20 protein-coding genes and 2 tRNA genes are annotated in these 24822 nt (G+C 66.5%); 7 read left to right on the top strand and 15 right to left on the bottom strand.

What is annotated here, in order from left to right:
• Positions 1-41: 41 nt before the first annotated feature.
• Genes HNO81_RS03260 through HNO81_RS03245 form a run of 4 tightly spaced genes read right to left on the bottom strand, consistent with a single transcriptional unit; the run spans position 42 to position 3986 of the window.
• Positions 42-779: an HAD family hydrolase gene (locus HNO81_RS03260; RefSeq protein ID WP_175316685.1), complete on the bottom strand. Its 738-nt coding sequence runs from the start codon at positions 777-779 to the stop codon at positions 42-44.
• Entirely contained in the window at positions 779-2293 is a 1515-nt protein-coding gene (gene gltX, locus HNO81_RS03255) for a glutamate--tRNA ligase (protein WP_175316684.1), read from the bottom strand. Before gltX ends, HNO81_RS03260 begins: the two co-directional genes overlap by 1 nt.
• A 57-nt stretch (positions 2294-2350) precedes the next feature.
• Positions 2351-3127, bottom strand: coding sequence for a fumarylacetoacetate hydrolase family protein (locus HNO81_RS03250; RefSeq protein WP_175316683.1), 777 nt, complete (start codon positions 3125-3127; stop codon positions 2351-2353).
• A 10-nt stretch (positions 3128-3137) separates the two neighbouring features.
• Positions 3138-3986, bottom strand: coding sequence for an MBL fold metallo-hydrolase (locus HNO81_RS03245; protein ID WP_175316758.1), 849 nt, complete (start codon positions 3984-3986; stop codon positions 3138-3140).
• 104 nt (positions 3987-4090) lie between these two features.
• Here HNO81_RS03245 and HNO81_RS03240 point away from each other — a divergent pair, with 104 nt between their 5' ends.
• On the top strand, positions 4091-4684 hold the full coding sequence (locus HNO81_RS03240) for a hypothetical protein (protein ID WP_175316682.1): 594 nt from the start codon (positions 4091-4093) through the stop codon (positions 4682-4684).
• Positions 4685-4767: 83 nt separating this feature from the next.
• Here the strand turns inward: HNO81_RS03240 and HNO81_RS03235 are convergent, their stop codons facing one another.
• From HNO81_RS03235 to ilvD, 10 genes are all read right to left on the bottom strand, one after another.
• Positions 4768-5880, bottom strand: a complete 1113-nt coding sequence (locus tag HNO81_RS03235) for a branched-chain amino acid aminotransferase (RefSeq protein WP_175316681.1) — start codon at positions 5878-5880, stop codon at positions 4768-4770.
• 103 nt (positions 5881-5983) lie between these two features.
• Positions 5984-7036, bottom strand: coding sequence for a 3-isopropylmalate dehydrogenase (locus tag HNO81_RS03230; RefSeq protein WP_175316680.1), 1053 nt, complete (start codon positions 7034-7036; stop codon positions 5984-5986).
• A gap of 84 nt (positions 7037-7120) precedes the next feature.
• The gene (gene metG / locus HNO81_RS03225) at positions 7121-8680 is read right to left on the bottom strand and encodes a methionine--tRNA ligase (RefSeq protein ID WP_175316679.1); all 1560 of its coding nucleotides are present in this window, start codon (positions 8678-8680) and stop codon (positions 7121-7123) included.
• A 35-nt stretch (positions 8681-8715) separates the two neighbouring features.
• The gene (locus HNO81_RS03220; RefSeq protein WP_175316678.1) at positions 8716-9471 is read right to left on the bottom strand and encodes an ABC transporter ATP-binding protein; all 756 of its coding nucleotides are present in this window, start codon (positions 9469-9471) and stop codon (positions 8716-8718) included.
• Positions 9468-12266 (bottom strand): ABC transporter permease, encoded by a 2799-nt coding sequence (locus HNO81_RS03215; RefSeq protein WP_175316677.1) that lies wholly within the window; start codon positions 12264-12266, stop codon positions 9468-9470. The genes HNO81_RS03220 and HNO81_RS03215 overlap by 4 nt, the downstream gene beginning before the upstream one ends.
• A gap of 216 nt (positions 12267-12482) precedes the next feature.
• Positions 12483-14072 carry a phosphoglycerate dehydrogenase gene (gene serA / locus HNO81_RS03210; RefSeq protein WP_175316676.1) on the bottom strand — a complete coding sequence of 530 codons (1590 nt, stop codon included), beginning with the start codon at positions 14070-14072 and terminating at the stop codon, positions 12483-12485.
• Positions 14073-14197: 125 nt separating this feature from the next.
• The gene (gene ilvC, locus HNO81_RS03205; RefSeq protein WP_175316675.1) at positions 14198-15223 is read right to left on the bottom strand and encodes a ketol-acid reductoisomerase; all 1026 of its coding nucleotides are present in this window, start codon (positions 15221-15223) and stop codon (positions 14198-14200) included.
• An 84-nt stretch (positions 15224-15307) separates the two neighbouring features.
• Entirely contained in the window at positions 15308-15820 is a 513-nt protein-coding gene (ilvN, locus tag HNO81_RS03200; RefSeq protein WP_043453275.1) for an acetolactate synthase small subunit, read from the bottom strand.
• Between the two features lie 2 nt (positions 15821-15822).
• Positions 15823-17730 carry an acetolactate synthase large subunit gene (locus HNO81_RS03195; protein WP_175316674.1) on the bottom strand — a complete coding sequence of 636 codons (1908 nt, stop codon included), beginning with the start codon at positions 17728-17730 and terminating at the stop codon, positions 15823-15825.
• Positions 17731-18041: 311 nt separating this feature from the next.
• Positions 18042-19763: a dihydroxy-acid dehydratase gene (ilvD, locus tag HNO81_RS03190; protein ID WP_175316673.1), complete on the bottom strand. Its 1722-nt coding sequence runs from the start codon at positions 19761-19763 to the stop codon at positions 18042-18044.
• Positions 19764-20018: 255 nt separating this feature from the next.
• Here ilvD and HNO81_RS03185 point away from each other — a divergent pair, with 255 nt between their 5' ends.
• The 3 genes from HNO81_RS03185 to HNO81_RS03175 all read left to right on the top strand — a co-directional run bounded on the left by HNO81_RS03185 (position 20019) and on the right by HNO81_RS03175 (position 22309).
• Positions 20019-20996 carry a hypothetical protein gene (locus tag HNO81_RS03185; protein ID WP_175316672.1) on the top strand — a complete coding sequence of 326 codons (978 nt, stop codon included), beginning with the start codon at positions 20019-20021 and terminating at the stop codon, positions 20994-20996.
• The gene (locus HNO81_RS03180) at positions 20950-22119 is read left to right on the top strand and encodes a sorbosone dehydrogenase family protein (protein ID WP_175316671.1); all 1170 of its coding nucleotides are present in this window, start codon (positions 20950-20952) and stop codon (positions 22117-22119) included. The genes HNO81_RS03185 and HNO81_RS03180 overlap by 47 nt, the downstream gene beginning before the upstream one ends.
• A gap of 114 nt (positions 22120-22233) precedes the next feature.
• Positions 22234-22309: transfer RNA gene (locus HNO81_RS03175), tRNA-Lys, on the top strand.
• 218 nt (positions 22310-22527) lie between these two features.
• Here HNO81_RS03175 and HNO81_RS03170 read toward each other — a convergent pair.
• Positions 22528-22986 (bottom strand): MarR family winged helix-turn-helix transcriptional regulator, encoded by a 459-nt coding sequence (locus HNO81_RS03170; RefSeq protein WP_175316757.1) that lies wholly within the window; start codon positions 22984-22986, stop codon positions 22528-22530.
• Between the two features lie 96 nt (positions 22987-23082).
• Here HNO81_RS03170 and bcp point away from each other — a divergent pair, with 96 nt between their 5' ends.
• The 3 genes from bcp (at position 23083) to HNO81_RS03155 (ending at position 24640) form a co-directional block, all read left to right on the top strand.
• Positions 23083-23556 carry a thioredoxin-dependent thiol peroxidase gene (bcp, locus tag HNO81_RS03165; protein WP_175316670.1) on the top strand — a complete coding sequence of 158 codons (474 nt, stop codon included), beginning with the start codon at positions 23083-23085 and terminating at the stop codon, positions 23554-23556.
• A gap of 79 nt (positions 23557-23635) precedes the next feature.
• Positions 23636-23717 (top strand) — tRNA-Leu (locus HNO81_RS03160).
• A 230-nt stretch (positions 23718-23947) separates the two neighbouring features.
• Positions 23948-24640 carry a fasciclin domain-containing protein gene (locus HNO81_RS03155; RefSeq protein ID WP_175316669.1) on the top strand — a complete coding sequence of 231 codons (693 nt, stop codon included), beginning with the start codon at positions 23948-23950 and terminating at the stop codon, positions 24638-24640.
• Positions 24641-24822: the final 182 nt, after the last annotated feature.

Genomic DNA, 24822 nt, shown 5'->3' with positions numbered 1-24822 from the left:
GCGGTTCCGGCTGGAAAGGCGCGGCCGCTGCGTGCGGATGCTTAGCCGAGGAGCTGCTCCAGGGACGAAACCATTCCGCCGCCGAACTCCTCCACGACCTCGCCCGCCCGGTTGAGCCATACGCCCACCAGGCCGGCCGCCGTCGCCCCTTCAGCGTCCAGCAGGCGGTTGTCGCCCACATACAGTGTCTCCGCAACGGGCGTGCCAAGGAGCCTGACGCCTTCAAGGTAGATGGCCGGATGGGGTTTGGCGACGCCCATCGTATCGGTGCCTACCAGGTGGGTAATCCGCTCCAGTCCGGCACCGTCCAGCTTGGCCCGCTGGTAATCGTGGACGTTGTTGCTCACCGCACCGTAAGGGATGCCTGCACGGTCCAGGAGGTCCAGCAGGGGTTGGACGTCGGGAAACGGCCTGACGTACGCGGGTTGCTTCTCCACATAGGCACTGAGCCAGCGGTGGGACTCCTCGCCGTCTGCCAGTTCAACGCCGAAGTGTCCCAGTGCCGCCCTGCCCCGCAGCAGGCGCTGTTCGTTGAACGTCAGCTCTCCGGCAAGGTAGCGGTCGTAGTAATGCGTGGTTTCGTGCGTGAAGATGCGTCCGAACCGCTCCCACCCGGCCTGGTCCAGGCCGGGCAGGAGGTGTTCGCTGACCTCGCGCAGGGCGGTGGTCATCGAATATTCGAGGTCCACCAACGTGTCGTCGATGTCGAACAGGACGCCGCGGACGGCCCCGAAGGGTGTCTCCAACGTAGCGGCGGCAGCCCGGCTGGGGGCGGTCATCAGCCGCGGAAGGCGTGGAGCCGGCGCAGCGCGGACTCCTTGCCGAGGATGACCATGGACTCGAACAACGGCGGCGAGACCCGGCGGCCGGAAATGGCCGTGCGGACCGGGCCGAATGCCAGGCGGGGCTTGATGCCAAGGTCCTCCACCAGTGCCTGCTTGAGGGCAGCCTGGATGTTCTCCGCTGTCCACTCCTCCACCGGTTCCAGGGCGGCGATGGCAGCGTCAAGCACCTCGGCAAGGTTTGCCGGCAGGCCCTTGCGGGCGTCATCGGCAACGTCCACGGCGTCGTCGGCCTTGAAGAAGAAAGCCAGCATCTCGGGCGCTTCGCCCAGCAGCGTGATGCGCTCCTGCACCAGGGGGGCTGCCTCGGTGAGGATCTCCTCCTCGCGGTCTGTCAGGATCTCCCCCACCAGGCCCGCCTCGCGCAGGTAGTGCGCAACGCGGTCCCGGAAGACCTTGGGTTCAAGCATCCGGACATGGGTGCCGTTGATGGCCTCGGCCTTCTTCAGGTCGAAGCGGGCGGGGTTGCCCAGGACGTCGTGGATGTCGAAGTGCTCCACGAGCTGCTCCACCGTGAAGATGTCTTCATCCGCGCTCAGCGACCAGCCCAGCAGGGACAGGTAGTTCAGCAGGCCTTCCGGAATGAAGCCCCGCTCCCGGTGCAGGAACAGGCTGGACTCGGGATCACGCTTGGAGAGCTTCTTGTTGCCCTGGCCCATGACGTAGGGCAGGTGGCCGAATTCCGGCATGTACTCGGCTACGCCGATGGCATGCAGGGCCCGGTAAAGCGCCACCTGGCGGGGCGTTGAGCTCAGCAGGTCTTCACCGCGGAGCACATGCGTAATGCCCATCAGGGCGTCATCCACGGGGTTTACCAGGGTGTAGAGCGGTGCACCGTTGGCCCGCACCACGGCGAAGTCGGGGACGGACCCTGCCTTGAAGGTGATGTCGCCCCGGACCAGGTCGGTGAACGTGATGTCCTCGTCCGGCATGCGCAGGCGCAGGACAGCCTGCCGGCCCTCCGCCCGGTACTGGGCCTGCTGCTCATCGGTCAGGTGGCGGTCAAAGCCGTCGTAGCCAAGCTTCGGGTCCCGGCCGGCGGCGCGGTGGCGGGCCTCGATCTCTTCCGGGGTGGAGAAGGACTCATAGATGAATCCGCCCTCGTGCAGCCGCTTGATGACATCCTGGTAGATGTCGCCGCGCTGTGACTGCCGGTACGGCTCGTGGGGGCCGCCCACTTCCACGCCCTCGTCCCAGTCGATGCCCAGCCACTTCAGTGCGTCGAGCAGCTGGTGGTAGCTTTCCTCGCTGTCGCGCGCCGCGTCCGTGTCCTCGATCCGGAAGACCAGCGTGCCCTTGGTGTGGCGCGCGTAGGCCCAGTTGAACAGGGCTGTCCGGATCAGTCCCACGTGCGGGGTGCCCGTGGGCGAGGGGCAGAAACGGACCCGTACGGGCGTGTCGGCGGTGACGGGGGGAATGGCGGCGGCAGGTGACGAAGAAGCGATACTCATAGTGGCTTCAACTTTACCCGCCCGGCCGGGTGCGGCTTCCCGCCCGGAGTGACGGCCTTAGCGGCGGACGATCGGGTTGGAGAGCCGGCCGATGCCCTCGATCTCCACCTCGAAGCGGTCGCCCTCCTTGACCAGGCCCACGCCGGCCGGCGTGCCGGTCATGATGACGTCGCCGGGCAGGAGGGTGAAGGCCTGCGACACGACGGACACCAGTTCGCGCACGCCGCGGATCATCTGGCTGGTGCTGCCGTCCTGGCGCACCTCGCCGTTGAGCCGCCCCTGGATCTGCAGGTCCTCCGTGTCCAGGTCGGTTTCGATCCAGGGCCCCAGCGGGGCGGAGGTGTCGAATCCCTTGGCGCGGGTCCACTGCAGGTCGGTCTTCTGGACGTCGCGGGCCGTGAGGTCGTTGCCGCAGGTGTATCCGAAGATGACATCGTCCACGCGGTCTTCGGGCACGTCCTTGCAGATGCGGCCAATGACCACGCAGAGTTCGGCCTCGAAGGAGACCTCTTCGGAGAAGTCCGGCAGCACCACGGGGTCGTTGGGGCCCACCACGGCCGTGTTGGGCTTCAGGAACAGCAGCGGCTGGGCGGGCACCTCGTTGCCGAGTTCACGGGCGTGCTCCACGAAGTTCCGGCCCACGCCGATCACCTTGCTGCGCGGGATGATGGGCGCCAGCAGCCGGACGTCCTCCAGCTTGTGGCGCACAGACGTGCGCTCCACGCCGTTGAAGAATGGGTCGCCGTGGATGACAGTGATTTCCTCACTGCCGGGGGCACCTTCCACAACGCCGTACTGGGGATCGGAATCGACGACAAACCTGGCAATACGCATGGCTCCTACCCTACCGTCCCGGCGGCACTGCCCGCCCTTCACCGCCGCCGCGCAGGTACGTAAGCTGCGCCGCCACGGACAGTTCGGCAGCGCGCCGGACGGAAGGCCCGACGCCGGCATAGACCGCATCCGCCACCTCACCCACAGTGGCGTCCCGGCCCAGCCGGTCCAGGGCGGTGCGGATCTGACCCAGCCGTTCCTCCCGGTGCGAACGGTAGCCGCGGGCCGCAGATTCCAGGGATGCCAGCACCGGGCCGTGCGCCGGGAGGACCCATGCAGGGCCCAGGGCCTCCAGCAGGTCAAGGGACGCCAGGTAATCCCCCAGCGTGCCGTCCGGAAAGTCCAATACCGTGGTTCCCCGGCCCAGGATAGTGTCCCCCGTCAGTACCGCCCCGTCCGGTCCATCCGCGGGGAGATGGAAGCAGGCCGAGTCGGAGGTGTGGCCCGGCGTGGCCAGCACTGCGATCTCCAGGCCCGCCGCGTGGATGACTTCCCCGTGGACCAGGACTTCTCCCCCGCCGTGGCAGTGGGCGAAGTCCACGGCGCGCACCGGTGCGCCCGTGAGCTGGTGCAGGCGCGCGGACCCGGCGGTATGGTCGGCGTGGCGGTGGGTCACCAGGATCAGGTCCACAGGGCCAACGCCGGCCAGGGCGGCCAGATGCGTCTCGTCCTGGGGACCAGGATCCACCACTACCACGGCGGACTGCCCCGGCCCGCGCAGGACATACGAATTGGTGCCGTCCAGGCTCATCGGGCCGGGATTGGGGGCAAGGATGAACTGCGTCAGCATGCTGCTGCGCTGCAGGACCGGGCCGGAGTTGAAAGTCACACCTCCATCCTTGCATCCACCGGCGGCCATTCCCCGGGGACCACCCATCCGCGGCGGCGGAATAGAACGGCACGGGCCACAGGTTGCCACCAGTGACAGCACCACGATCTTCAGCAGGAAGCCGGACACCACCCATGAGCACAGCATCACTCGCAGACCTTCTCGCCCAGGCGGACGCCGACGGCCACGACCATTCGGCCACCGAAAAGGCGACGGGACTGCTGCACATCCACAATCACGCCACCGGCAGCATCATCTGGTTCCCCACCTGGAAGAAGTTCCGCGAAACCCAGGACTGGACCGACGCCGTCAGCAACATCGGCGCGGACCTGGCCGGTGCCTCCGCTCCCGCGGACCAGGCCGGTGCGGCACTGCTCGCGGCGGACCTTGAAAGACTCCTTGAAGAGGCCTCCAGGTCCAGCGATGCGACAGTGTTCGTCCAGGAGAACCTGACCCGCCACCTGACGCGGGCATGGGCCGTTGGCGACGCCGTGGCCAAGGCCAACGGGAAGGAACCGTTCACCGGCGGCAGCACACCGTCCGTGTACGCCGGCTACCCCTACGACGTCTACGCCCAGGACGGCGGCGTCTTTGCCACCACGCTCTGGAATGACATCATCGATGCCCGCCGGAACCGGGCCCTCGCCGAAGAAGCGGCCCGCAAGGCACTCAAGCCGGTCTCGCGCAAGGCCATGAAGAACGCTGCCCGCAAGGCAGCGCGGCGCTGACCACCGCCGTCGGCCGCAACGCAGAACGGCGCCTGCCGGACCAAAGTCCGGCAGGCGCCGTCGTGCTTAGCGAAGGTGCCGCGCTACGCCAGACGGGTCAGCCAGCCGTGCGTGTCCGGCTCGGCACCGGTCTGGATGCCCAGGAGCTTCCCGCGGATGGCCATGGTGACTTCGCCGGCCTTGGCATCCTCGGACCCGATGAACTCGGTGGCGTCCTTCAGGACCCCGATGGGGGTGATCACGGCGGCCGTGCCGCAGGCGAAGACCTCCGCGATGTCGCCGGAGGCCACGCCGTCCCGCCACTCGTCCAGGGTGATCTTCCGCTCGGAAACCTCGCGGCCCATGTCCTTGGCCACCTGGATCACTGACATCCGGGTGACGCCTTCCAGGATGGTGCCGGTGAGGGCGGGGGTGGCCAGCGAGCCGTCCTTCATGACGAAGAACACATTCATGCCGCCCAGCTCTTCCACGGCATTGTCATTGGCCTGGTCCAGGAACAGCACCTGCTTGCAGCCGTTGGCCTCTGCCTCCTGCTGGGCGATGAGCGAGGCTGCGTAGTTGCCGCCGCATTTGGCATCGCCGGTGCCGCCGCGGCCTGCACGGGCATACTGGCGCGAGATCCAGATGGACACGGGCTTGAGCTCGCCGCCGAAGTAGTTCCCCGCCGGTGAGGCGATCACCCGGAAGGACACTTCACGGGCAGCCCGGACACCCAGGAAGGCCTCGGTGGCGATCATGAAGGGCCGCAGGTACAGGGCTTCACCGTCGCCGGCGGGGACCCACTCCTTATCCACGGCCACGAGCTCACGGATGGCGCCAAGGAAGTATTCGGCAGGCAGTTCAGGCAGGGCAAGCCGGCGGGCGGACTTGTTCAGGCGGGCCGCGTTGGCCTCGGGACGGAAGGTCCACACGGAGCCGTCGGCGTGCCGGTAGGCCTTGAGCCCTTCGAAGATTTCCTGGCCGTAGTGGAAGACGGCAGCGGACGGATCGAGCACGATCGGACCGTACGGTTCGATCCGGGCGTCGTGCCAGCCGCCGTTGCCGTCCGCGTCCACGCTGTAGTCGACGATGGCGGTGTGGTCGGTGAAGTAGTTGCCGAATCCCGGGTTGGCCAGGATGGCTGCACGCTCCTCGGCAGACTTCGGGTTCTCCGAGGGCTGCCGGGTGAATTCGACGCCATGGGCGGTCTGAGTCATGGTTCCTCCACGATCGGCCGCCCGGGGTTCAGCGCTGAACGGGAAGGCGGCATTTGGTGATTCGAATAAAGCTTACGCCCGATGCCGGCGGCCCCGGCGCGGGCTACAGGCCGGCGGCGATGGCGTCGCCCACGGCGCTGGTGCTGCGTGCGGTGCCGTCGCGCTTCTCGACGTCGGCAACGACGGCCGCTTCAATCCTGCGGGCAGCGTCGGCGTAGCCCAGGTGGTCCAGCAGGAGCGCTGCGGAGAGGATGGCCGCGGTGGGGTCCGCTTTGCCTTGGCCGGCAATGTCCGGCGCGGATCCGTGGACAGGTTCGAACATGGACGGCGCGGTGCGGTCCATGTTGATGTTGCCGGAGGCAGCCAGTCCGATCCCGCCGGTGATGGCTGCTGCAAGGTCAGTGAGGATGTCGCCGAACAGGTTGTCCGTGACGATCACATCGAAGCGGGACGGGTCCGTCACCATGAAGATGGTCGCCGCGTCCACGTGCAGGTAGTCGTGCGTGACCTCGGGGAATTCGGGGGCCACAGCTTCGACGGTGCGCTTCCACAGGTGCCCTGCGAAGACCAGCACATTGTGCTTGTGGACCAAGGTCAGGTGCTTGCGTTCCCGCAGGCTGGCGCGGCGGAACGCGTCACGGACCACGCGCTCCACGCCGTGGGCGGTGTTCAGGGAAACTTCGGTGGCTACCTCGTGCGGGGTTCCGGCCCGCAGCGTGCCGCCGTTGCCCACGTACGGGCCCTCGGTGCCTTCGCGGACCACGATGAAGTCGATGGTGCCGGGATTGGCCAGGGGGCTGCCGACGGTGCCGTAGAGCCGTGAGGGCCGCAGGTTGACGTAGTGGTCAAGGCTGAAGCGCAGCTTGAGCAGCAGTTCGCGCTCGATGATACCGGACGGGATGCGGGTATCACCGGGGGCGGCACCCACGGCGCCGAACAGGATGGCGTCACGCGTCTTCAGGTCTGCCAGGACCTCGTCCGGCAGGGTCTCGCCCGTAGCGAGCCAGTGCGCGGCACCGAGTTCGTAGTGCGTCGGCTTGAGCTCCACGCCCTCCGCCGCCACAGCCTTCTCCAGGACTTTGAGGGCCTCGGCGATGACCTCGGGGCCGATGCCGTCGCCGGGAATAACTGCAAGATCGATGGTGGATGCGCTCATGTCCTCAGGTTAGCCAAGTCATCCATATGCTGGGCAAACCATCTCAAATTTTGGACACATGAGCGCATCCGGCGTCGTCAGGACTCAGGCTTCGGCGGGTTCCTCGAACTTGGGGAACACCGGGGTGGGAGCGGGCAGTGCGGTGCCGGGCACGATCGGTGTGGCGATCGCCGTGAACTGCCTGCTCTCCCCCTCAGCCTGGCCCAGCGCGTCCAGCAGTTTGGCCGTGGCGTCCGGCATCACCGGCTGCGCCAGGATGGCCACAATCCGCAGCACTTCCAGCGTCACGTACAGCACGGTGTTCATGCGTTCGACGTCGGTCTTCCGCAGGACCCAGGGCGCCTGGTCGGCGAAGTAGGCGTTGGTGTGGTGCAGCACGCTCCAGATGGCCTCCAGGGCGCGGCTGAACTCCTGCTTGTCGAAGGCGGCGCGTGCGGCGTCCAGGAGTCCCTTGGCCTGGGCGAGGATGGCGTCGTCCTCTGCCGTGAAGGCTCCAGGCGACGGTACGGCGGCACCGCAGTTCTTGGCCACCATGGACAGGGAGCGCTGGGCCAGGTTGCCGAAGTTGTTCGCCAGGTCCGCGTTCATCCGCCCCACGATGGCCTCGTGGTTGTAGCTGCCGTCCGCACCGAAGGGAACTTCACGCAGGAAGAAGAACCGCACCTGGTCCAGGCCGTAGCGGGCCACGAAGTCCGCCGGTGCCACCACGTTGCCCAGGGACTTGGACATCTTGACCCCGTTGTTGTGCAGGAAGCCGTGGATCATGACGCGCTTGGGCAGTTCCAGCCCGGCGCTCATCAGGAAGGCGGGCCAGTAGATGGCGTGGAACCGGGAGATGTCCTTGCCGATGATGTGGACATCGGCGGGCCAGAATTTCCGGAACTTCTCCGAGTTCTCGTCCGGGTACCCCACGCCGGTCAGGTAGTTGGTCAGCGCGTCCACCCAGACATACATGACGTGCTTGTCGTTGCCCGGGACGGGGACGCCCCAGTCGAAGGTGGTCCGGCTGATGGACAGGTCCTCCAGGCCACGCTTGACGAAGCTGATGACCTCGTTGAAACGGTACTGGGGTGCGCCGAACTCCGGGCGGGATTCGTAGAGTGCCAGCAGCTTGTCCTGGTAGGCGGAGAGCCGGAAGAAGTAGCTCTCCTCCGCCGTCCACGTGACCTCGGTGTCCGTCTCTTTCGAGCAGCGCACGCCGTCGTCCTTCACCACCGTCTCGTCCTCGGCGTAGAAGGCCTCGTCCCGGACGGAGTACCAGCCCTCGTACTTGTCGAGGTAGATGTCGCCGTTGGCTTCCATCTTCTTCCAGATGGCCTGCGAGGCGGCGTAGTGGTCGGCATCCGTGGTGCGGATGAACCGGTCGTAGCTGATCCCCAGTGCTGCGTGGGCGGCCTGGTAGACCTCGGCGTTCCGGTCCACGAGCTCCTTGGGCGTGATGCCTTCCTTCTCCGCGGTCTGGGCGATCTTCATGCCGTGCTCGTCGGTTCCGGTCAGGAACATCACGTCGTAGCCGTCCAGCCGCTTGAAACGCGCCATGGCGTCCGTGGCGATGTACTCGTAGGCATGCCCGATGTGCGGCACGCCGTTGGGGTAGGTGATGGCCGTGGTGATGTAGAACGGCGTTTTTTCTGGAGCAGTCACGGTCTGGCGTTTACCTTCGGTGCGGGGTGGGCGGACTAGATCAGTTCTGTCAGGGTATCGCTCAGGCGGACCAGTTCGTGGTCGTGCGAGGCAACCAGGACGGCGATGCCGTCGGAGGTGGTGTCCTTCAGGATGCTGATAATGCGGTTTGCGGAGGCCCGGTCCAGGGAGGCAGTGGGCTCATCCACCACCAGGACCCTGGTGCCGAGGATCAGTGCGCGGGCGATGGCCACGCGCTGGCGTTCACCGCCGGAGAGCTGGGCGGGGCGGTGCCGCATGCGGCGGCCCAGGCCCACCAGGTCCAGCAGGTCCTTGGCCATGTCGCGCCGCTGCTCCACTTCGCCGTCGGGGACGGCGGGCAGGAGGACGTTTTCGAGGGCGCTCATGCCGTCGATCAGGGCACCGCCCTGGTCGACGTAGCCGATCAGCGCACGACGGCGGTCGGCGATTTCGTCGTCGCCCATGCTTTCCAGCGAATCACCTTCCCAGAACACCCGGCCCGACGTCGGCAGGGTCAGGCCCGCGCCGACGGTCAGGATGCTGGTCTTGCCCGAACCGCTTCGGCCGGCCACGCAGTGCATCTCCCCGGCGTGCAGGGTCAGGTCGAAACCTTCCACCACGCTCACGGCCTCGGAGCCGCCCTTTCCGCCGCCGTAGCGGATGGTGATGTCGCGCATTTCCAGCGGGGTGGCGTGGTCAGCCGACTTGACGATGGTGTTGGCCCGGGTCTGCAGCGGTACCTCGTTGGAGCCGCTCCGGCGGCTGCGCTGGACGTTCGTCGGGTTTGTCATTGGACCACTTTCGTTGCAATCGGTATCCAGCAAATTACAGCCACGAGCCCGGCCACGGCAGCCCACATGGCTGCATAGGGGGCCAGCAGCAGGCCGATGCCCAAGGCGCCCAGCACGCCGAGGGGCAGGGCCACGGTTCCCACCAGTGCATTTTCGAACAAACGGACCTGCCGGAGCATGTCCGGGTTCCAGCCCATGGCCTGGAGGATGCCAAGGTACTGCCGCTTGGCGTTGAGCTCGAACCGTCCCGTCACCAGGGTCAGCACCAGCCCCACCGCTACGCCGGCAATCGCCAGCAGGATGCTGGGCAGCGTCACGCTCGCCGCGGCCAGGCCGCTCAGGGCGCTTGCGCCGGCAGCGCGCGGAATGTCGATCAGCAAGGCGATCAGCCCGCCCACGGCGGCACCGAAGACGCCGACGGCGACGGCCAGCGACAAGGTGTTGAACTTGTTGGTGCTCAGCTGCCGGTTGGCGAAGGTCAGCGGCGAATCGACCGGGATCAGGCGTTCGTCGTGCTGCGGCTCCTGGTCAATGACGTCGCGGTGCCGCAGCTGCCGGGCGGCGAACAGTGCCGCCCCGCAGTAGAGCACCAGGACGGCGGCGCACACCAGGGCTGTGGCGAGGCTCCAGCTCAGCAGGCTGAGCACGATGCCTGCGGCGGCCAGCAATACGGCTCCGACGCCGAATTCCTCCAGGACCCAGCTGCGGATCCGCCCCTGGGTCCAGCCCATGGCCCGCAGGGTTCCTGCCTCGCTCCGGCGTTTGCGGATGTAGCTCACGGTCGACGCACCCGTCAGGAGGGCTGCCCCGCACAGCGTCAGGAAAAGCAGGGTGATGTTGGTGCCGGAAAGCGCTCCGGCCACGGCCTCGGCGGCGTTCTGCCGGACCCACGACTGCTGGACGGTGCCCAGCGCCGATTCCTTGCCTGCCCCGTCCTTGGAGTAGCCCGGCACAAAAATGCTGGTGTCCTCGCGGGCCGAACCGGCAACCACGGTGGCGTCCAGGCCCATGTCCCGGATCTCGGCGGCCAGCTTCTCCACCTCCGGCTGGGCGTCCTTCCAGCTGCCCGGGGCCTTGGCGCGGACGCGGACGGCGTCGATGACTGAGGCGTTCTGTTTGTAGCCGCGTGCGGCAGCAAGGCCGTAGTAGTCCGTGATGGCACCGGCCGATTGGCTGGCCAGTCCGCTTGCGCTGAGCGACGGCTTCAGTTCCGCGGCGGGAACATCCTTGCCTGACGCGTCCTTGGTCAGGGTGAACGGCGTGGGGTCGTAGCCGCCCAGCGGGAGCTTGTTGATATCGCCCGAGGCTGCCTCGACGGCGGCCGGATCAAACGTTCCGTAGACCATGGGCAGCGGCGTGGCGGCCTGCTGCTGGCCGGTGGGCAGGTTGTCCCGGTAGGACCGCTCGTCCACGGGGTCGCGCTGGGTCTGGTCAACGGGTGCGCCGTTGGCGGCCTTGTCCGGGAGACGGTTGACGGTGACCCACTCACCGGGCACGGCGGTCTTGTCCACGGCGCCGTTGGAGGCGGTGTCTGCGTCGGTGTACTTGGGGGCGCCGGCAAAATTGGTGCTCCACTTGGCGGGCGTGTACAGGCCGGGGTTGAAGTTTCCATTGCTGCCCAGCAGGGATGAGTGGTCCGTGGAACCGGGCCAGGACAGAACAAAGGGGTCCTTGGAAACAAACGGCAGGTAATCCTTGCCCAGGGACTTCGAAACGGTACCGACGTCCTTGACCACCTTGCCGGCGTCGTCAATTTCCTCGATCTTGACGTTGTACTTGAGGTCCAGCGAGGTGCCGGAGCGGACGATCAGCGGCACTGCCTGCGAGCCGCTGGTCAGGTCTCCGGTGCGCTTGGCCTGCTGGTACTGGGTCATCAGGGGGGCCCAGTACTTGAGCTTGACCCCCAGGAAGTCCGGGCCTTCCTTCAGCTGGTCCATGCTGATGCCCTTGGTGAAGAGCCCCTCCAGGTAGCGGCCCACGGCCCCGGCGTCACGTGCGTCAGCCGGCGGCGCCTTCTCCAGCGGGGCCAGGAAGTCACCGGCCGGACCGAGCAGTGCACGCTCGGCGGACGGGTCCACGGCCACCACGGATTCAGTGACCTCAGGGGCGAGCGGCAGCGCCACGGAGAGGTTGAACAGGTTGTGCTCGGAACCGCCCGCGGGGGCGGGAAACTTGATGCCGGTCTCCCCTGCGGCCGGAGCGATGCGGATGCTGCTGCCGCCCTGCGCCTTCTCCTCCACGAGGCGGGCCTTGCCCAGGGTTCCCTCGGCCGTGGTCTTGAAGAGCGTCTGCTCGGAGTGCCCGTCGGAGCTGACGGCGCTGGCCGTCAGGCGGTACTTTTTGGCAGCGTCGGTCAGGACGGATTCGGCTGCGGGCCACTTGTCCGGGGCGGTGGCGCCGGCCGCCTGGTCCGCCGTGGCGGTGCCGGCCAGCCCGGCGTTGTAGCCGAGGTAGTCCATGGCATCCAGCCGCGGGGTTTCCAGGTTCTGGGTAACGCGCGAGACCAGGCTGATGGGGGCGGCCACGGAGGTGCCGGAGAGGTTCCTGATGGAGTCCAGCTGGTCGAAGCCAATGCCGCCCGCCCCGTTGGCGATTTCGGGCTGCAGGAGGGCGCCGGAGGGCGCCTTGGCCTGGACCAGGATGTCGTAGAGCCCCCTCGAGTTTTCATCAACCGTCCGGTTGAGGGCAGCCTGCGACTGGCTTTGGACGAGGACCGACAAGCACATGGCTGCGATTAAGATGGCCGCGGTCAACAGCAGCACCCTGCTTCTGATGAACCTCTGGACGGCGTTCATGGAACTCCCTGAGACCTGGATTGCGTGCGCGCACTTCCGTCCCCCTGGCAGACATGGGCAATGACGGACGGATGTGCAAAAGGAATTGGCCGGTCTGCCGGCTGCGGCCCTGAAACAGGACCCAGCCATTGTAAGCAGACCGGCCAATCATACGTGGCTCCGCCCGGGCGTACCCCGCGGAGAAGCGGCTACCGGCGTTTCGGCCGGTGTGTCGCGTTAGTCCTCCAGGTCCACTTCCCGGACCATTTCCGCGCCGATGCCGGCCTTGATGGCGTCCAGCACCTGCTGGGGGACGGAGCTGTCGATGGTCAGCAGGGCCAGGACCTTGCCGCCCTCGTCCGAGCGGGCCACCTGCATGCCCGCGATGTTGATGTTGTTCATGCCCAAAATGTGGCCGATGGTTCCGATGACGCCGGGGCGGTCGGTGTAGGCAACCACCACCAGGTGTTCGCTGATGGGGATTTCGACCTCGAAGCCGTTGATGCCCACGAGCTTTTCGATCTGCTTGGGGCCGGTCAGGGTGCCGGCCACGGAGATCTGGCTGCCGTCGCTGAGCGCGCCGCGGAGGGTCAGGACGTTGCGGTACGACTCGGTCTCCGGGGTGGTGATGAGGCGGACGTTGATGCCGCGCTGCTCGGCGATGACGGGGGCGTTGACGTAGGAGACCTGTTCGGTCACAACGTCGGCGAAGATGCCCTTCAGCGCAGCGAGTTCCAGCACCTTGACGTCCAGCGAGGAGATTTCCCCTGCGACTTCGACGTCGAACTGGGTCAGCGAGGCATGGGTCAACGCCGTGAAGATACGGCCCAGCTTCTCGATCAGCGGGATGCCGGGGCGGACGTCGGGGGCGATGACGCCGCCGGCGACGTTGACGGCGTCCGGGACCAGCTCGCCGGCGAGGGCCAGACGCACTGACTTGGCAACGGATACGCCGGCCTTCTCCTGGGCTTCGTCCGTGGAGGCGCCCAGGTGGGGGGTGACCACCACGTTGTCGAGCTTGAAGAACGGCAGGTCGGTGCTGGGTTCCTTGACGAAGACGTCCACGCCGGCGCCGGCAATCTGGCCGTCCTGCAGGGCGGTGAAGAGCGCTTCCTCGTCGACCAGGCCACCGCGGGCCACGTTGACCACGTAGGCCGTGGACTTCATCTTCCTGAACGCGTCCGCACCGAGCATGCCCACCGTCTCCGGAGTCTTGGGCATGTGGATGGTGATGAAATCGGACTGGGCCAGGAGCTCGTCAAGGGTGACCAGCTGGACACCGAGCTGCGCGGCACGGGCGGACGTGATGTAGGGGTCGTAGGCCAGGATCTTGGTGTCGAAGCCCTTGAGCCGTGCTGCCACCAGGGCGCCGATGCGGCCCAGGCCGATGATGCCGATCTTCTTTTCGAAGAGCTCGATGCCGGTGTACTTGGAGCGCTTCCATTCGCCGTCCTTGAGGGCGGCGCTTGCCTGCGGGATGTGGCGGGCCAGGCTGAGGATGTGGCCCACGGTGAGTTCCGCGGCGGAGACGATGTTGGACGTGGGAGCGTTGACCACCATCACGCCGGCCTGGGTGGCGGCCTTGATGTCCACGTTGTCCAGGCCCACGCCGGCACGGGCGATGACCTTCAGGTTCTTGGCCGCGGCAATGGCTTCAGCATCCACCTGGGTGGCGGAGCGGACCAGGATGGCGTCAACGTCACTGATCGCCGAGAGCAGCTGGGAACGGTCGGCGCCGTCGGTCTGTCGGATTTCAAAGTCCGGGCCAAGGGCCTCGACGGTGGCGGGGGAAAGTTCTTCGGCGAGCAGTACTACGGGTTTTGACACGGCTGATCCTCTGCGTTGCAGTCCTGGGGATGGAAACAAGTCTAGGCCGACGGAAAGGCCGGGCTCACATTGTTAAGTGTGAACCCGGCCTCACCATTGGGGTCTATGCGGTTGGGCTGGCAGCCTTAGCGGGCTGCAGAGCCTTCCACGTAGTCCACGTCCTGCTGCTGCCAGGAGAACAGGGAGCGCAGCTCGCGGCCAACAGCCTCGATGGGGTGCTGCTCGGCCTTGGCGCGCAGCTCCTTGAACTCAACGCCGCCGTTGTCCTGGTCCTCGATGAAGCGCTTGGCAAACGCGCCGGACTGGATGTCGGCCAGGACGGCCTTCATGTTTTCCTTCACCTCGGGGGTGATGACGCGCGGGCCGGAGACGTAGTCGCCGTACTCTGCAGTATCGGAGACGCTCCAGCGCTGCTTGGCGATGCCGCCCTCCCACATGAGGTCCACGATGAGCTTGAGCTCGTGCAGCACCTCGAAGTAGGCGATCTGCGGCTGGTAGCCGGCCTCGGTCAGGGTTTCGAAGCCGTACTGGACCAGCTGGGAAACGCCGCCGCAAAGCACTGCCTGCTCGCCGAACAGGTCGGTTTCGGTTTCTTCGGTGAAGGTGGTCTTGATGACGCCGGCGCGGGTGCCGCCGATGGCCTTGGCGTAGGACTTGGCCAGCTCCCAGGCGTTGCCCGATGCGTCCTGCTCGACGGCGATGATGTCCGGGATGCCGCGGCCGGCCTCGAACTCGCGGCGCACGGTGTGGCCCGGAGCCTTCGGGGCAACCAGGATGACGTCGACGCCTTCCGGTGCCTTGATGTAGCCGAAACGGATGTTGAAGCCGTGGGCGAAGGCCAGGGCCTTGCCGGCGGTCAGCTTGTCCTTGATGGAATCGTTGTAGATGGCGCGTTGGTGCTGGTCCGGCGCGAGGATCATGATGACGTCGGCCCATTCGGCGGCGTCGGCAACATTCTTGACCGTGAAGCCGGCGTCCTCGGCCTTGGCGGTGGACTTGGAGCCGTCCTTCAGTGCGATAACGACCTCGACGCCGGAATCGCGCAGGTTGAGCGCGTGGGCGTGGCCCTGGGAGCCGTAGCCAACAATGGCCACCTTGCGGCCCTGGATGATCGAGAGATCGGCGTCGTCGTCGTAGAACATTTCAGTCACTTGCGTAACTCCTCTTGAGTGGTTGTAGATAGTGGTCTTGCGGTGCTGCGGTCACGGGCGCATGGTCCCGCCTGGGCGCAATGCCTAGGCGGAGCGGAGCGCCCGGTCACTCATGGAGCGGGATCCCCGTCCAACGGCCAGGGTGCCGGACTGCACAATTTCGCGGATGCCGAAGGGCTCCAGCACTGAAAGCAGGGCTGTGAGCTTTTCCGGGTGGCCGGTGGCTTCAATGACGACGGAGTCGGTGGACACGTCGACCACTGAGGCGCGGAACAGGTCTGCGGCTTGGGTTACCTGCAGGCGTGTTGCGGCATCCGCACGTACCTTGACCAGGATGTGGTCGCGCTGTACGGAAGATTCGGGGGTGAGCTCAACGATCTTGATGACGTTCACCAGCTTGTTGAGCTGCTTGGTGACCTGTTCGATGAGGTCGCCGTCGGCGTCGACCACCACGGTCATGCGGGACACGCCCGGCACTTCGGTGGGGCCAACGGCCAGGGAGTTGATGTTGAAGGCGCGGCGGGCGAAGAGGCTGGCCACGCGGGTCAGGACGCCGGGCTTGTCCTCAACCAGGACGGAAAGTGTATGGCGGCTCATGCTCAGTCTTCCTCTTCCCATTCCGGGGTCATGTTGCGGGCAACCTGAATCTGGTCGTTGCTCACGCCGGCGGGCACCATCGGCCACACCATGGAGTTGGGGCTCACCACGAAGTCGATCACCACGGGGCGGTCGTTGATTTCGAGGGCCTTCTGGATGGTGGCATCAATGTCCTCTTCGCGTTCGCAGCGGAAGGACGCGCAGCCGTAGGCCTCCCCCAGCTTGACGAAGTCCGGGATGCGGACGGTGTCATGGCCGGTATTGAGGTCGGTGTTGGAGTAGCGGCCCTCGTAGAAGAGGGTCTGCCACTGCCGCACCATGCCCAGGGAGGAGTTGTTGATGACAGCTACCTTGATGGGGATGTTGTTGATGGCGCAGGTGGCCAGTTCCTGGTTGGTCATCTGGAAGCAACCGTCGCCGTCGATGGCCCAGACCACGCGGTCCGGGTTGCCCACCTTTGCACCCATGGCTGCCGGAACGGCGTAGCCCATGGTGCCGGCGCCGCCGGAGTTCAGCCAGGCATGCGGGCGCTCGTACTTGATGAACTGGGCGGCCCACATCTGGTGCTGGCCCACCCCTGCAACGTATACGCCGTCAGGTCCGGTCAGCTCGCCAATCCGCTTAATGACCCGCTGCGGGGCGATCAGGCCGTCGTCCGGTTCGGTCCAGCCCAGCGGGTAGGTCTCCTTCAGGTTGTTCAGGAAGGCCCACCAGGTGGTGAGGTCCGGGGTTCCGGAAGCATCGAACTGGCTGCGCACAGCCTCGGTCAGTTCCGGGATGATTTCCTTGACGGACCCAACGATGGGCACATCGGCGGTGCGGTTCTTGGAAATCTCCGCAGGATCGATATCGGCGTGGATGACCTTGGCGTTGGGCGCGAAGGTCTTCAGCACGCCGGTGACGCGGTCATCGAAGCGGGCACCGAGAGTGATCAGCAGGTCGGACTGCTGCAGGGCCGTGACGGCCGAGACGGTGCCGTGCATGCCCGGCATGCCCACGTGCTGGGGGTGCGAGTCGGGGAACGCGCCCTTGGCCATCAGGGTGGTCACCACAGGGGCGCCGGTGGCTTCGGCGAGGGCAAGCAGCTCGGCCGAGGCGTGCGCCTTGACCACTCCGCCGCCCACGTACAGGACGGGCTTGGTGGAGGCGGCAATGAGCTTGGCCGCTTCGCGCACCTGCTTGTTGTGGCCACGGGTGACCGGCCGGTAGCCCGGCAGGTCGATCTTCGGCGGCCAGGAGAAGGTCATCTGACCCACCTGGGCATCCTTGGCGACGTCCACCAGCACGGGGCCGGGACGTCCGGTGGAGGCCAGGTGGAAGGCCTCTGCCATGACATGCGGGATGTCGTTGGGGTCGGTCACCAGGAAGGAGTGCTTGGTGATGGGCATGGTGATGCCCACGATGTCGGCTTCCTGGAACGCGTCGGTGCCGATCACGCCACTGGAGACCTGGCCGGTAATGGCCACCAGCGGCACGGAGTCCATGTGGGCATCCATGATGGCGGTGACGAGGTTAGTGGCTCCGGGACCCGAGGTGGCGATGCAGACGCCCACCCGCCCGGTGACCATGGCGTAGCCTTGCGCGGCGTGGCCGGCTCCCTGTTCGTGACGGACCAGCACGTGGTTCATGGTGGAGGCCATCAGGGGGTCGTAGGTGGGCAGGATCGCGCCACCAGGCAAACCGAAAATGTCGTCGACGCCGAGTTCTTCGAGCGAGCGGACGATTGCTTGCGAGCCGGTCATCACCGTCGGGGGTACGACGTTGTTCGGCCCAAGGACAGGAGAGACGGCAGCAAGGTCAGCGACGACGGCGGCGTGGTCAGCCGTCCGGTCGGCGCGTTCCGGGGCCTTGGGGGCTCCAGCGGACTTGGTGGCCATCAGCGAGGGGCTGATGGGCGATCCTTTGCTCATCGGACTCTTCCTTGTGGATCTTCTGGTTCTGGAATTGATGTGGAACGGTGGGAAATAAAAAAACCCCTCGGCCTGGCGGCTTGGTGAGGGGTTTGCGCGTGACGGCTCGTTACCAGGGCTAAGGTGCCACGCGCTTGGTAAGGACGACGACGACGGTGCCGGCGGTAACGAAAGTCATGCGTTCAGTTTTCCCTCTTGGCAAGATAGGTGTCAACGAGCAACAACCCTATCTCACCATGTGGACTTTAATGTCCACCCTTTGATCCTACCCCGGCGGATGCGGCGGCCGCGCCGCATCCGCCGGGAAGGGATCACACGCCCGTGTAGGCGCCTTGGCTGGCGCTGTGGACCAGCTTGGCGTACTTGGCGAGCACGCCCTTGGTGTACCGGGCAGGCAGCGGCTCCCACCCCACCTTGCGTGCTTCCAACTCGGCGTCGTCCACCAGCAGGTCGAAGGAGCGTGCGGCGATGTCCACCCGGATCCTGTCCCCGTCCTGCACGAAGGCGATGGGGCCGCCGTCGACCGCTTCCGGTGCCACGTGGCCGATGCACAGGCCGGTGGTGCCGCCGGAGAAGCGGCCGTCGGTCAGGAGCAGGACGTCCTTGCCGAGTCCCGCCCCTTTGATGGCGCCGGTGATGGCGAGCATTTCGCGCATGCCGGGCCCGCCCTTGGGACCTTCGTAGCGGATGACGACGACGTCGCCGGCCTTGATGCCGCCGTTGTCGAGAGCATCAAGGGCACCCTGCTCCCGTTCGAAGACGCGGGCGGTGCCCTCGAAGACGTCGGCGTCGAAGCCGGCGCTCTTAACGACGGCGCCTTCCGGGGCCATGGAGCCGTGGAGGATGGTGATGCCGCCGGTCTTGTGGATCGGGTTGTCCAGGGCGCGCAGGATCTTGCCGTCGACGTCCGGCGGGTTGATGGCCTCAAGGTTCTCCGCCACGGTCCTGCCCGTGACCGTGAGGCAGTCGCCGTGCAGCAGGCCTGCGTCGAGCAGCGCCTTCATGATGACCGGCACGCCGCCGATCCGGTCGACGTCGGTCATGACGTAGCGGCCGAAGGGCTTCAGGTCGCCCAGGTGCGGGATCTTGTCGCCGATGCGGTTGAAGTCGTCCAGGGTCAGCTCCACCTCTGCCTCGCGGGCGATGGCGAGCAGGTGCAGGACCGCGTTGGTGGAGCCGCCGAAGGCCATGGTGACGGCGATGGCGTTCTCGAAAGCCTTCCTGGTCATGATGTCGCGGGCGGTGATGCCGAGACGAAGCAGGTTCACCACGGCCTCGCCGGACTTGCGGGCAAAATCATCACGACGGCGGTCTGCCGAGGGCGGCGCGGCGGAGCCGGGGAGGGACATGCCGAGGGCCTCGCCGATGCAGGCCATGGTGTTGGCGGTGTACATGCCGCCGCAGGCACCCTCGCCCGGGCAGATGGCTTTTTCGATGCGGGTCAGGTCCTCCATGCTCATCTTGCCGGCGGCGCAGGCGCCCACGGCCTCGAAGGCGTCGATCAGGGTGACTTCCTTTTCGGAGCCGTCCTCGAGCTTGACCCAGCCGGGCATGATCGAGCCGGCATAGAGGAAGACGCTGGCCAGGTCCAGGCGGGCCGCCGCCATCAGCATGCCGGGGAGGGACTTGTCGCAGCCGGCCAGCAGGACGGAGCCGTCGATCCGCTCGGCCTGCATGACGGTTTCCACGGAGTCGGCGATGACTTCGCGTGAGACCAGGGAGAAGTGCATGCCCTCGTGGCCCATGGAGATCCCGTCGGACACGGAGATGGTGCCGAACTGCATAGGGAACCCGCCGCCGGCGTGCACGCCTTCCTTGGCGCCCTGGGCGAGCCGGTTCAGGGAAAGGTTGCAGGGAGTGATTTCGTTCCAGGAACTCGCGACGCCGATCTGCGGCTTGGCGAAGTCGTCGTCACCCATGCCGACCGCCCGGAACATCCCGCGCGCGGGCGCGGCATGGATTCCGTCGGTGACGACGCGGCTGCGCGGTTTGATGTCCGGTTTGCCGCCGGCTGTCCTTTGGTCGTCAGTCATAGGGGAAAGTCTAGGGCGCGATCGTGCCCGGAACGACTGCCGGCCGGGGATTTACAGAAAAGGGCGAACCGGGGGTCACACGGTGGGCGGAGAACCGGGATAGTGGGACGCCGCTGCCCGCGGCCCCGGCGGCCCATCCCCCACCGCCGCTTGCAGCGGCCCCGCCTCCCCGCTCCTCCGCCTGATGTCTGGACACTGGTAGTGACCCCACGTAGCGTCGGGGACAGGACAACTACCCCTACAGAAGGGCCTGCCATGGACATTATTTTCTGGGTCATACCCATCGCCGTCATCGCCGCCGTCGTGTGGTGGCTGGTCAACCGCAACAAGTCCGGCCGTTCGGCCGGTGGAGCGTCGGCCGCCGCAGCTCCCGAGCGGCCCCGTGCCGATGGCGCCCTCGAAGGGGGCAGCGCCGCAGCATCTGCCGCGGCTGCCGGCACCACGGGCATCCCCACAGCGGCCGGATTCGGAAAGCCGGCAGAGCCGGCGGCCCCTGCCACCGCGGAGGAACCTGCCGACTCCGCAGCGGATTCCGTCCCCGCCGCACCGGCGTCCACTCCCCCGGCCGCCGAAACGCCCACTGAAGTCCCCACTGAGGCGACAGGCGGGGCAGAACACCGCGCGTCCGGCCCGGGAGTGGACGGCGGCGCGCCTGCCCACCACGACGAATACACGGCCGCCCATGCCCCCACGCTTCCCGGGGCGGAAACGGCGGCAGTGGAGAGCCTGGACGACGCCGGAACACCGCCTGGCGCCACGGCATCCCGTCCGGCGCCCCAGCACCGTGCGGAGTCCACCGGCGCAGCCACGGATCACGGACAGGCGTCAACGGCGTCCGCCGGCCGGCCGATGGACGTGGGAACCGCCGAGACACTGGAACGCACCCAGTCCTCGGGGCTGGTGGAGAATGCCGCGGACCACCACCAGCCCTCCGGGCAGGAACAGGACGGCGCGGAAGCGCCAGTGCAGTCCTTTGCGCCCGTCCAGGGCACACCTGCCGCCGAGCCTGCCGGACACCTGGCAGCCCAGGAGCCATACGGCGCAGGCTCCGCAGCAGCCGCAGCCGACGGCAGTGGGCCGGCGGACTACACCGTCAAGGGCGATGCCGGTGCCATGGTCTATTACGAAGAAGGACATCCTGAGTATGAGCAGACGCGGGCGGAAGTCTGGTTTGAATCTGCCGCGCATGCGGAAGCCGCCGGCTTCCGCGCTCCACGGCGCAAACGGCTCTAGCCGGGGGAAGGCCCGCCGCATTGCGGCGGGCCTTCCTTTCTTCGCCCTGGCCCTGGTGCTGGCAGCGTGCACGGGCACGCCAGGGCAGCCCGCACCAGGCACAAGCCATGCCGGTGCCGCCACGTCGCCTGGAGCCGGCGTCGCGACGTCCACCCCGGCCGCGCCCACCCCGGCCGCGCAGGAGCGGCTGGAGCTGCAACTGGACACTCCGTGGGCAGCGGTGTTCCTCCCGGACGGCACGGCAATCATTTCCGAACGTGGCACGGCGCTGCTGAAGGCTGCAAGGGATGGCAAGGCCTCCACCGTCGGGAAAGTGCCTGGCGTGGCACCCGCCGGGGAGGGAGGCCTGCTGGGGTTGGCGCTTTCGCCGCATTTTGACGCTGACCGCACGCTCTTTGCGTACGCCACCACGCGGGAGGACAACCGCGTGCTCAAGATGACCCTCGAAAGGGACGCCGGGGGCTCACTGCAATTGGGCCGGCCCGATGCAGTTTTCACGGGGATACCCAAAGCCGGCACCCACAACGGCGGCAGGATCCGGTTTGGCCCGGACGGCTACCTCTATGTGGGCACGGGCGACGCCCAGCGCCGCGAGCAACCCCAGGACCCTGCGGCCCTTGGTGGAAAGATCCTTCGACTCAGCGCCGACGGCAGCCCCGCGCCGGGCAACCCGTTCGGGAACGCGGTGTACAGCCTGGGCCACCGGAACGTCCAAGGCCTCGCCTGGGATGGGTCCGGCAGGCTCTGGGCCAGCGAGTTCGGACCCGACGTGGATGATGAGCTGAACCTGATCCTGCCCGGCGGCAACTACGGCTGGCCCGAAGTGACGGGGGCGCCCCACCGCGAGGGCTTCCAGGACGCGAAGGTGGTCTGGCCCTCAACGCGCGAGTCCTCCCCCAGCGGGCTCGAAATCATGGACGGCACGGCCTACCTCGGCGCACTCCGCGGTGAAAGGTTGTGGACCGTGCCGCTGCGGGGAACAGAACCGGGCCAACCTGTGTCCTACTTCACAGGGGAGTTCGGCCGGATCCGCGACGTCATCTGGGCCCCCAACGGAGCTTTATGGCTGCTGACCAACGGCAAAAACCCTGATTTTGCGCAGGTTTTGCGGCTGTCACCCTGATCCGGACGCCCACCGGCGGCCCGATTTCACTTGCACCAAAAGTTCGTGTAGAGTTTCATGTCGTTGCGGAGATCAACGGGAAAGAAAAAGCCCGGGGATGAAAGCAAAGAAGATGCACCTCTAGCTCAATTGGCAGAGCAATTGACTCTTAATCAATGGGTTCCGGGTTCAAGTCCCGGGGGGTGCACCACTGGGAAAACAGCCTCCGGCTTGTGGAAACACAAGCCGGGGGCTGTTTTGTTTTACGCCCACTTCATCGATTGCTCCGTACCTGCCGTTTTCAGGGCCCAAAAGGACAACTACGGAGCAATCGATGGTCGCGGCGGCGCGCGCGGTCACAAAAAAGCGCGGCCCCGGTTCGTCCGAACCGGGGCCGCGCCTTCCTTACGCTGCTGTCAGCGCCAATTCCTACTTGGCCACGTTATCCATCAGGGCGCCGGCATTGCTGGGGGTAGTGGAGAACTGGCTGGCCAGTTCCCGGACCACGGCTTTGAGTTCCTGGCGGAGCAGTTCAGGATCGATGGATGCCGAAGCCAGGACCGACCGCTCCATCTCAACGGCCTGGGCCACAGCCTCCTTGCCCTGCTCCGTCAAGGACACCACGTGGCTCCTGCGGTCCGACGTGCTGCGCACCCGGGCAATGTGTCCGTGGGCCTCGAGGCGGCTCAGGGTCTTACCCATGGTCTGGGCCTGCACGCGGACGTACTGGGCAAGCTGCGCCTGGGTCATGGGTCCTTGTGCATCCAGGACCTCAATGGCGATAACACCGGCATGGGTGAGGCCGATGGCGCCAAGTTTTTCGTTCCAGGAGTGCTCAACGAGTCGCGCAGCAGTGGACAGAAGGCGCCCTGTGGGCCAGTGATCCATATCAGGCATAGCAGCCAGTATAGCCAAATGCCGATTAGCACTCGTTCCCCCTGCTTACTAGGCTGTTGTGTCCCGCCCGCAACAAGGAGAAAAACAATGGCTGAAAGACTCGTTACCGGCGACAAGGCACCGGCTTTCACCCTTCAGGATTCCACCGGCAAGGACGTCAGCCTGGCGGCACGGCCCGGCCGCTCCACCATCGTGTACTTCTACCCGGCAGCCTCCACTCCGGGCTGCACCAAGGAAGCCTGCGACTTCCGGGACAGCCTCGCTTCCCTTCAGGGTGCCGGCTACGACGTCCTGGGAATATCCCCCGACCCCGTCGAGAAATTGGCAAAGTTCGCGGACAAGGAGTCGTTGACCTTCCCGCTGCTCTCGGACGCGGACCACGCCGTGGCTGAGGCCTACGGTGCCTGGGGCGAAAAGAAGAATTACGGCAAGGCGTACGAGGGCCTGATCCGTTCCACCATTGTGGTGGACCCGGAAGGCCGCGTGGCCCTGGCGCAGTACAACGTCCGGGCCACCGGCCACGTGGCCAAACTGCGCCGGGACCTCAACCTGGACGACTGACCCGGCACGCGCCGCTGGCACCGCTACAATGGTCACTGGCGTCCGCCGTCGGACATTTATCGTCGCGGCAGGACGCCAAGCGCGAGTGGTGAAATTGGCAGACACGCAGGATTTAGGTTCCTGTGCCTTCGGGCGTGGGGGTTCAAGTCCCCCCTTGCGCACACTGAATCCCCCGGCCCCGACCGGGGGATTCCTGCGTTAAGCGCAGGGTCTCCGGCCACCTTTTTCTGCCCCGATTAGAAAAATTCCAAAGATCCACCCATCCACCGCAGCCCACCCGGCGAATAGCCATTGAGACACCAGCCAAGGGCAGGTGCCCACCCCAAAGGCAGGCTGCACGTCATGGCAACACCATCCGTGGCGGCAGGAAAACGATCCAAGGAGAAACCAAATGCAGACCAAGAAGCGCACCACTCTCACCGTCGCCGGCGTTGCAGCGGCCGCTCTGCTCGGCCTCACGGCATGTGGCGGTTCCGGCACCACCTCCGGGTCGTCGGCGTCGTCCGAACCGATGGCATCCGCTCCCAGCTCCAGCATGGCGTCCCCCTCGAGCTCCGCCATGGCCTCCCCCTCGGCCGGAACCATGGATCCGGCTGCCAACCTGGTAGGCCCGGGCTGCGCCGCTTACGCCCAGCAGGTTCCCACCGGTGCAGGCTCGGTTGAGGGCATGGCCCTTGACCCGGTAGCAGTCGCTGCCTCCAACAACCCGATCCTGACCACTCTCACTGCCGCTGTTTCCGGCAAGCTGAACCCCAAGGTTGACCTGGTTGACACCCTCAACGGCGGCGAGTTCACGGTCTTCGCTCCGGTGGACGACGCCTTCAAGAAGATCGACCCCGCCACCATCGAAACGCTGAAGACCGACGACGCGCTGCTGAGCAAGATCCTCACCTACCACGTAGTGCCCGGCCAGATCACCCCCGACAAGATCGCCGGCACGCACGCAACCGTCCAGGGCGGCTCCGTCACCGTGACCGGCAGCGGAGACAACCTGAAGGTTGACGACGCCAACGTGATCTGCGGCGGCGTCAAGACCAAGAACGCAACGGTGTACCTGATCGACTCCGTGCTGATGCCCAAGTAACCACCCCCGCTCTACCCCAACCCCAGGGCCGGGTCCGCCAGTACGACGGTGGACCCGGCCCTGGCGCGTCAGGGGCCGCCTGGGACCGCCCGCAAGCGCCGTCCTTTAGACTGGGTCCCGGCCCGCAAGCGGCGGTGCCGGCAGCATCCAGAGGTGATTATTAGGTGCCCAGCAGTACATCG

It is taken from the genome of Pseudarthrobacter sp. C4D7 (assembly GCF_013359725.1).
Lineage (GTDB): Bacteria > Actinomycetota > Actinomycetes > Actinomycetales > Micrococcaceae > Arthrobacter.
The sequence above is the reverse complement of the archived record's forward strand: the minus strand, read 5'-3'. Positions and strand labels throughout refer to the sequence as shown.

Coding starts and splice junctions, on each gene's coding strand:
- HNO81_RS03235 (WP_175316681.1), bottom strand. CDS start 5,880: ATGACTCAGACCGCCCATGGCGTCGAATTCACCCGGCAGCCCTCGGAG.
- bcp (WP_175316670.1), top strand. CDS start 23,083: ATGGCTGAAAGACTCGTTACCGGCGACAAGGCACCGGCTTTCACCCTT.
- HNO81_RS03170 (WP_175316757.1), bottom strand. CDS start 22,986: ATGGATCACTGGCCCACAGGGCGCCTTCTGTCCACTGCTGCGCGACTC.
- HNO81_RS03195 (WP_175316674.1), bottom strand. CDS start 17,730: ATGAGCAAAGGATCGCCCATCAGCCCCTCGCTGATGGCCACCAAGTCC.
- HNO81_RS03185 (WP_175316672.1), top strand. CDS start 20,019: ATGGACATTATTTTCTGGGTCATACCCATCGCCGTCATCGCCGCCGTC.
- gltX (WP_175316684.1), bottom strand. CDS start 2,293: ATGAGTATCGCTTCTTCGTCACCTGCCGCCGCCATTCCCCCCGTCACC.
- HNO81_RS03230 (WP_175316680.1), bottom strand. CDS start 7,036: ATGAGCGCATCCACCATCGATCTTGCAGTTATTCCCGGCGACGGCATC.
- HNO81_RS03245 (WP_175316758.1), bottom strand. CDS start 3,986: ATGGCCGCCGGTGGATGCAAGGATGGAGGTGTGACTTTCAACTCCGGC.
- HNO81_RS03240 (WP_175316682.1), top strand. CDS start 4,091: ATGAGCACAGCATCACTCGCAGACCTTCTCGCCCAGGCGGACGCCGAC.
- HNO81_RS03180 (WP_175316671.1), top strand. CDS start 20,950: ATGCGGAAGCCGCCGGCTTCCGCGCTCCACGGCGCAAACGGCTCTAGC.
- HNO81_RS03260 (WP_175316685.1), bottom strand. CDS start 779: ATGACCGCCCCCAGCCGGGCTGCCGCCGCTACGTTGGAGACACCCTTC.
- ilvN (WP_043453275.1), bottom strand. CDS start 15,820: ATGAGCCGCCATACACTTTCCGTCCTGGTTGAGGACAAGCCCGGCGTC.
- HNO81_RS03155 (WP_175316669.1), top strand. CDS start 23,948: ATGCAGACCAAGAAGCGCACCACTCTCACCGTCGCCGGCGTTGCAGCG.
- HNO81_RS03215 (WP_175316677.1), bottom strand. CDS start 12,266: ATGAACGCCGTCCAGAGGTTCATCAGAAGCAGGGTGCTGCTGTTGACC.
- HNO81_RS03250 (WP_175316683.1), bottom strand. CDS start 3,127: ATGCGTATTGCCAGGTTTGTCGTCGATTCCGATCCCCAGTACGGCGTT.
- HNO81_RS03220 (WP_175316678.1), bottom strand. CDS start 9,471: ATGACAAACCCGACGAACGTCCAGCGCAGCCGCCGGAGCGGCTCCAAC.
- ilvD (WP_175316673.1), bottom strand. CDS start 19,763: ATGACTGACGACCAAAGGACAGCCGGCGGCAAACCGGACATCAAACCG.